This is a genomic window from Streptomyces prasinopilosus (assembly GCF_001419695.1).
Classification (GTDB): domain Bacteria; phylum Actinomycetota; class Actinomycetes; order Streptomycetales; family Streptomycetaceae; genus Streptomyces; species Streptomyces prasinopilosus.
In genome coordinates, this window is sequence record NZ_LIRG01000140.1 from 1 (window position 1) to 6,605 (window position 6,605).

At 70.7% G+C, this 6,605-nt stretch carries 6 protein-coding genes and 1 pseudogene; 5 read left to right on the plus strand and 2 right to left on the minus strand.

Annotated elements, in window-relative coordinates; all coding sequences use genetic code 11:
- Positions 1–962: L-rhamnose isomerase (rhaI, locus tag AOK18_RS07385; protein WP_055693800.1), on the minus strand; the 962-nt coding region annotated here is incomplete at its 3' end.
- Positions 963–1,226: 264 nt separating this feature from the next.
- On the opposite strand from rhaI, the gene AOK18_RS07390 reads away from it, so the two are divergent.
- From AOK18_RS07390 to AOK18_RS07410, 5 genes are read left to right on the plus strand one after another with little or no spacing between them, the layout of a single operon-like run.
- Positions 1,227–2,744: a sugar ABC transporter ATP-binding protein gene (locus tag AOK18_RS07390; RefSeq protein WP_055693801.1), complete on the plus strand. Its 1,518-nt coding sequence runs from the start codon at positions 1,227–1,229 to the stop codon at positions 2,742–2,744.
- Entirely contained in the window at positions 2,741–3,781 is a 1,041-nt protein-coding gene (locus tag AOK18_RS07395) for an ABC transporter permease (protein ID WP_055693802.1), read from the plus strand. The genes AOK18_RS07390 and AOK18_RS07395 overlap by 4 nt, the downstream gene beginning before the upstream one ends.
- Positions 3,774–4,817, plus strand: coding sequence for an ABC transporter permease (locus tag AOK18_RS07400; RefSeq protein ID WP_055693803.1), 1,044 nt, complete (start codon positions 3,774–3,776; stop codon positions 4,815–4,817). The genes AOK18_RS07395 and AOK18_RS07400 overlap by 8 nt, the downstream gene beginning before the upstream one ends.
- Before the next feature lie 53 nt (positions 4,818–4,870).
- A complete protein-coding gene (gene rhaS / locus AOK18_RS07405) occupies positions 4,871–5,956 on the plus strand; it encodes a rhamnose ABC transporter substrate-binding protein (RefSeq protein WP_055693804.1) in 1,086 nt (361 codons plus the stop codon).
- A 35-nt stretch (positions 5,957–5,991) separates the two neighbouring features.
- Entirely contained in the window at positions 5,992–6,312 is a 321-nt protein-coding gene (locus AOK18_RS07410; protein WP_055693805.1) for an L-rhamnose mutarotase, read from the plus strand.
- A gap of 120 nt (positions 6,313–6,432) precedes the next feature.
- Here the strand turns inward: AOK18_RS07410 and AOK18_RS31745 are convergent.
- A pseudogene (locus AOK18_RS31745) lies at positions 6,433–6,605 on the minus strand (BNR-4 repeat-containing protein); the annotation flags it as partial.

Below are 6,605 nucleotides of genomic sequence, written 5' to 3' on the forward strand. Positions count from 1 at the left end.
GCGGCGGCCAGCGCGTCCGCGTCGACGAGCAGCGCCTTCGCGGTGGCCTCCTGCACGTTCATCACCGACCGGATGATCGCCGGGATCTTCGCCTCGATGTTGTGGCACTGGTCGAGCATGAACGCGGTCCCGGATGTGAAACCGCCCCCGCGCACCACCTCGTGCATGATCCGGAACAGCTGGAACGGATCGGCGGAACCCGCCATCAGGTCGTCGTCGGCGTAGAAGCGCGAGTTGAAGTCGAACCCGCCGAGCCGTTCCTCGCGCAGCAGCGTCGCGACGATGAACTCGATGTTGGTGCCCGGCGCGTGGTGGCCCGTGTCCACGACGACCCGGGCGCGCGGCCCGAGCTTCAGGCAGTGCGCGTACGCGGTGCCCCAGTCCGGGACGTCCGTCGTGTAGAACGCCGGCTCGAACAGCTTGTACTCCAGCAGCATCCGCTGCCCCTCGCCGAGCCGCCCGTACACCTCCGCGAGGGCTTCGGCGAGCCGGTCCTGCCGGGCGCGGATGTCGTCCTGACCGGGGTAGTTCGTACCGTCGGCGAACCACAGCTTCAGGTCCGCGGAGCCGGTCGCGTCCATGATGTCGACGCACTCCAGGAGATGGTCCACGGCCTTGCGGCGGACCGCCGCGTCCGGATGGCAGACACTGCCGAGCCGGTAGGCGTCGTCCTGGAAGGTGTTGGAGTTGATCGTGCCGAGCCGCACACCGCGGTCCTCGGCGTGCTCGGCCAGCGCGGTGTAGTCGTCGGTCCTGTCCCACGGGATGTGCAGCGCCACCGAGGGCGCCACTCCCGTGAACTCGTGCACCTTGGCCGCGTCGTCCAGCTTCTCCTGCGGGGTGCGGGGCACACCCTGCTGCGCGAACACCTTGAAACGGGTCCCCGAATTGGCGTACGCCCACGACGGCGTCTCGACGGCCTGTGTCTTGAGAGCGGCCTTCGCCGCGGCGAGTTCGGTCACGTCAGGGCTCCTGTGACATCGGGTCCTGTCGACCCGTGCAGTGAAACGATTCAGGACGGGAAGCTATGGCGCCTCCGGAGGGGTGTCAACCCCTCCGGTCAAGACCGCCCTCCGTGACCAGGGCGTGATCCGAAGCGGTCGAAACTTTTTCGACCGGGACCCATTGACGTGACATGCGCCGCACGCCTAACGTCCCGGCAACCCAGTTGAAACCTTTCACGACGCCGCGAGGGCCGCCCCGCCGGACGTCGTCGAGGAGCCCCCATGACCCACCCGTCCGACACGGGTCCGGCCGCCCCCGTTCTCGCACTGAGGGGCGTCTCCAAGTCCTTCGGCGCGGTCCGCGCCCTGCGGGACGTCTCCCTGGACCTGTTCCCCGGCGAGGTGCACGCCCTCGCCGGCGAGAACGGAGCCGGCAAGTCGACCCTCATCAAGACGCTCGCCGGAGTGCACCGTCCGGACGCCGGCCAGGTGCTGCTCGACGGCGCGCCCGTCCTCTTCCACGGACCCGGCGACGCCCGCGACTCCGGTATCGCCGTGATCTACCAGGAACCCACGCTCTTCCCCGACCTGTCGATCGCCGAGAACATCTCCATGGGCCGGCAGCCCAGGCGCGCTCTCGGCCGGATCGACCACAAGGCCACCCGCGCCGCGACCGCCGCCCTGATGCGGCGGCTCGGCGTCGGACTCGACCCCGACCGCCCGGCCCGCGGCCTGTCCATCGCCGACCAGCAGATCGTCGAGATCGCCAAGGCGCTCTCCTTCGACGCCCGCGTCCTGATCATGGACGAGCCGACCGCCGCCCTCACCGGCAGCGAGGTCGCCCGCCTCTTCGGCGTCGTGCGCACCCTGCGCGAACAGGGCGCGGCGGTCCTGTTCATCTCCCACCGCCTGGAGGAGATCTTCGAGATCTGCGGCCGGGTCACCACCCTGCGCGACGGCGCCCGGATCGCCAGTGAACCGCTGGACGGCATGACCGAGGACGACCTGGTGCGCCGCATGGTCGGCCGCGACCTCGAGGAGCTCTACCCCAAGCAGGAGGTGCGCCCCGGCGAGGTGGCCCTGAGCGTGCGCCGGCTGACCCGCGAGGGCGTCTTCACCGACGTCTCCTTCGACGTGCGCCGCGGGGAGATCGTCGGCCTCGCCGGGCTCGTGGGCGCCGGGCGCACCGAGGTGGCCCGCGCCGTGTTCGGCATCGACCGCCGGGACGCCGGCGAGGTCGAGGTCGACGGACGCGCGCTCACCAACGGCGCCCCCTCCACCGCCATGGCCGCCGGCCTCGCCCTGGTCCCCGAGGACCGCCGCGCCCAAGGGCTGGTGATGAACATGTCCATCGAGCGCAACATCGGCCTGACCGGACTGCGCACGACCGTCCGCGCCGGCCTGATGGACCGGGGCGCCGAACGCAGCCGCTCCCTGGACTGGGCGGCCAAGCTGCACGTCAAGTACGCCCGGATCGCCGACACCGTCAGCACGCTCTCGGGCGGCAACCAGCAGAAGGTCGTCCTCGCCAAGTGGCTCGCCACCAACCCCAAGGTGCTGATCGTGGACGAGCCGACCCGCGGCATCGACGTCGGCACCAAGGCCGAGGTGCACCGGCTGCTCTCCCGGCTCGCCGCCGACGGTGTCGCCGTGCTGATGATCTCCTCCGACCTGCCCGAGATCCTCGGCATGGCCGACCGCGTGCTGGTGATGCACGAGGGCCGGATCACCGCCGAGATCCCCCGCACCGAAGCCACCGAGGAAACCGTGATGGCCGCAGCCACGGGGAGGGCCGCATGACGGTCGTCAGCCCCGACCCCACCCCCGTCGCCGAGGTGGCGAAGTCCAGCGGCACCCGCCTGGTCGACCGCGTGTTCAAGGTGCGCGAACTCGCCATCCTGCTGGTCTTCCTGGTCATGATCGCCGTCACCCAGGCCGGCAACAGCGAGTTCCTGTCCGAGCAGGGCATCAAGGACCTGCTGCTGAACGCGACCATCCTGGTCCTGGTCGCCACCGGCCAGGCCCTGGTCGTCATCACCCGCAACGTCGACCTGTCCGTCGGCTCCACGCTCGGCATCTGCGCCTTCGCCGCCGGGATCCACCTCCAGGGCGGCGGGAACCCGGTCGTCGCCGTCGCGCTGGCGGTGCTGCTCGGCACCGGCTTCGGACTCCTCAACGGACTGCTCGTCAGCCTCGGCCAGGTGCCCGCGCTCGTCGTCACCCTCGGCACCCTCTACATCATCCGCGGCATCGACTCCATCTGGGTCGGCTCCCGCCAGATCACCGCCGCCGACCTCCCCGCCGGATTCGTCGACTTCGGCTCCGGCGGCATCTCCGCCGTGCCCCACCTGGCCCTGATCGCGATCGCGGTCCTCGTGGCCACGGCGTACTACATGAAGCACTTCGGCAGCGGACGCGAGCTGTACGCACTCGGCTCCAACCCCGAGGCCGCCCGGCTCGCCGGCATCCCCGTACGCAAGCGGATCCTCGCCGCCTACACCTTCTGCGGCGCCCTGGCGGGCCTCGCGGGCGCCCTGTACCTGGCCCGGTTCGGCAACGTCGACTCCGGCACCGGCACCGGCTACGAACTCACCGTCGTCAGCGCCGTCGTGGTCGGCGGCGTGGTCTTCACCGGCGGCTCCGGCAGCGTCCACGGCGCCGCCCTCGGCGCGCTGCTGCTGACCTCCGTCAACAGCGTCCTGCCCGCCCTCGGCGTCAGCTCCGTGTGGGTGCTCGCCATCAACGGCACCCTGCTCATCCTCGCCATCGCGGTCGACCGGATCGTCGCCCTGCGCGTGGCCGCCGCCCTGAAGAAGAGGAACGCCCGCCATGGCTGACCCCGCTCTCGCGCGCGCCGTCCGCCGGTCCCCCTCCGTGCGGTGGGACACGGTCGTGGGCGCCCTGCTCGTCGTCGTCCTGCTGCTGTCCTTCACCACCGTCGACGGCTTCGGCAACGCGCTCAACCTGTCCTTCCTGATCGGCAACACCCTGCCGATCGCGCTGATCGCCCTGCCCATGACGATGCTCGTGGTCTCCGGCGAGATCGACCTCTCCGTCGCCTCCACCGCCGGCCTGTCCGGCGCGGTCATGGGCGCCCTGTGGAACCAGGGCATGACCATCGAGACGATCATCCCCGTCTGCCTGCTCATCGGCGTGGTCTGCGGCCTGGTCAACGGCCTGCTCGTCACCCGGCTGGGACTGCCCTCCCTCGCCGTCACCATCGGCACCCTCGCCGCCTACCGGGGCATCGCACAGATCGTGCTCGGCGCCGACGCGGTGACCGACTTCCCCGCGCGGTACCTGGACTTCGCCGCCGGACGCATCGGCGACACCTTCGTCCCGTACGCGCTCCTGCCGTTCCTGGTCCTGCTCGCGATCGCCGTCGTCGCCCTGCACGCCACCCCCTTCGGGCGGTCGCTGTTCGCCGTCGGGGCCGGCGAGGAGGCCGCCCGCTTCGCCGGCATCCGCGTCAGGCGGCAGAAGCTGATCCTGTTCACACTGACCGGCCTGACGGCCTCCCTCACCGGAGTGTTCTGGGCCCTGCACTACGCCAGCGCCCGCTACGACAACGCCACCGGCCTCGAACTCTCCGTCGTCGCCGCCGTGCTGCTCGGCGGCATCGACTTCGACGGCGGCAAGGGCACCCTCGGCGGCGCGATCGCGGGCGTCTTCCTGCTCGGCGCGCTGCAGAACGTCATGAGCCTCGTCAACGTCTCCGCCCAGTCGCAGATCGTCGTCACCGGCGTCCTGCTCGTCGTCTCCGTGCTCGGCCCGCGCGTCGCACGGCAGGTCTCCGCCGCACGCCGGGCCGCACCGCCACCGGTGCCCGCCGCACCGCCACCGGTGCCCGAGGCATCCGACCCGGTCCCGTGAATCCTCCTCGCCCGTCCGCGTCACCCGTCCTTCTCGCCCGTAAGGAATCCACCATGCGCACGTCCTCCCTCCGCCGGGCCTGTGCGGCCCTCGCCGCCGTCACCTCCCTCGCCCTGGCCGCCACCGCCTGTGGCGGCACCACCAAGGACGACGTCAAGAACGAGGGCGGCGGCCGGGCCGCCACGGCCGGCAAGGCCGACCCGAACGCGCCCGTCAAGAAGGGCCTGACCGTCGGCTTCCTGCCCAAGCAGGTCAACAACCCCTACTTCACCACCGCCGACAAGGGCGGCGAGAAGGCCGTCGAGGAACTGGGTTCCACCTACAAGGAGGTCGGCCCCTCCAGCGCCACCGACACCGCCGGCCAGGTCTCCTACGTCAACACGCTCACCCAGCAGCAGGTCGACGCCATGGCCGTCTCCGCGCAGGACCCCGGCGCGCTGTGCACCGCCCTCAAGCAGGCCATGAAGAACGGCATCAAGGTCGTCACCTACGACTCCGACACCACCGCCGACTGCCGCAACGCCTTCGTCTCGCAGGCCAGCGGCGAGGACCTCGGCCGCACCGAGGTCCAGCTGCTCGCCGAACAGATCGGCTACCGGGGCGAGATCGCGATCCTGTCCGCCGCGCAGACCGCGACGAACCAGAACGCCTGGATCGAGTTCATGAAGGACGAGCTGAAGGACCCCAAGTACAAGGACATCGAGCTGGTCAAGGTCGCCTACGGCAACGACGACGCCCAGCAGTCCTTCCAGCAGACCCAGGGCCTGCTCCAGGAGTACCCGGACCTCAAGGGGATCATCTCCCCGACCACCGTCGGCATCAAGGCCGCCGCCCAGTACCTGTCCGGCTCCAAGTACAAGGGCAAGGTCAAGCTGACCGGTCTCGGCACACCCAACGACATGCGCAAGTACGTCAAGAACGGCACCGTCGAGGCGTTCGAGCTGTGGGACCCGGCCAAGCTCGGCGAACTCGCCGCCCGCACCGCCGTCGCCCTGGCCTCCGGCCAGATCACCGGCAAGGAGGGCGAGACCTTCGAGGCCGGCGCGATGGGCGAGTACACCATCGGCGAGGACGGCGTGATCAACCTCGGCAAGCCCACCGTCTTCGACGTGAAGAACATCGACGACTTCGACTTCTGATCCGCGATCACCCCGCACCCGAGGAGCGGTACTTCATGCAGCGCGTCTGTTTCCTGCTCAAGGTCCGCCGGGACCGGATCGCCGAGTACCGCGAACGCCACGCCGCCGTGTGGCCCGAGATGTGCGCGGCGCTCTCGGCCACCGGCTGGCACAACTACTCCCTCTTCCTGCGCGACGACGGCCTCCTCGTCGGCTACCTAGAGACCCCGGACTTCGAGGCCGCCCGCTCCGCCATGGAGGCCACCGACGTCAACGCCCGCTGGCAGGCGGAGATGACCCCCCTCTTCGAGACCTCCGACGGCGCCCGTCCGGACGAGGCGATGAAACCGCTCACCGAAGTCTTCCACCTCGCCTGACCACGGACCCACCCGAGGAGCCCCGAGATGAGACGACGCACCCTGCCGGCCGGAGCCGTCCCCGGCGCCGTGGCCGGACCCGCCCTCGGCGGATCCGCCGCCCCCGGCCCGTCGGTCACCCCGGCCGGCGGAGTCGGTGGACTGGCTCTCCTGGTTCATCAGGGAGTGGTCCGGGTTCAGCGGATCGACGACCAGGCCGGGGTCGGTGACCGAGACCCGGTCGGCGGTGCCGGTGGTGGCGACGAGGGCGCCCGCGTCGTTGCGCCAGGTGCGGCCGGCCGGGGTGACCGACG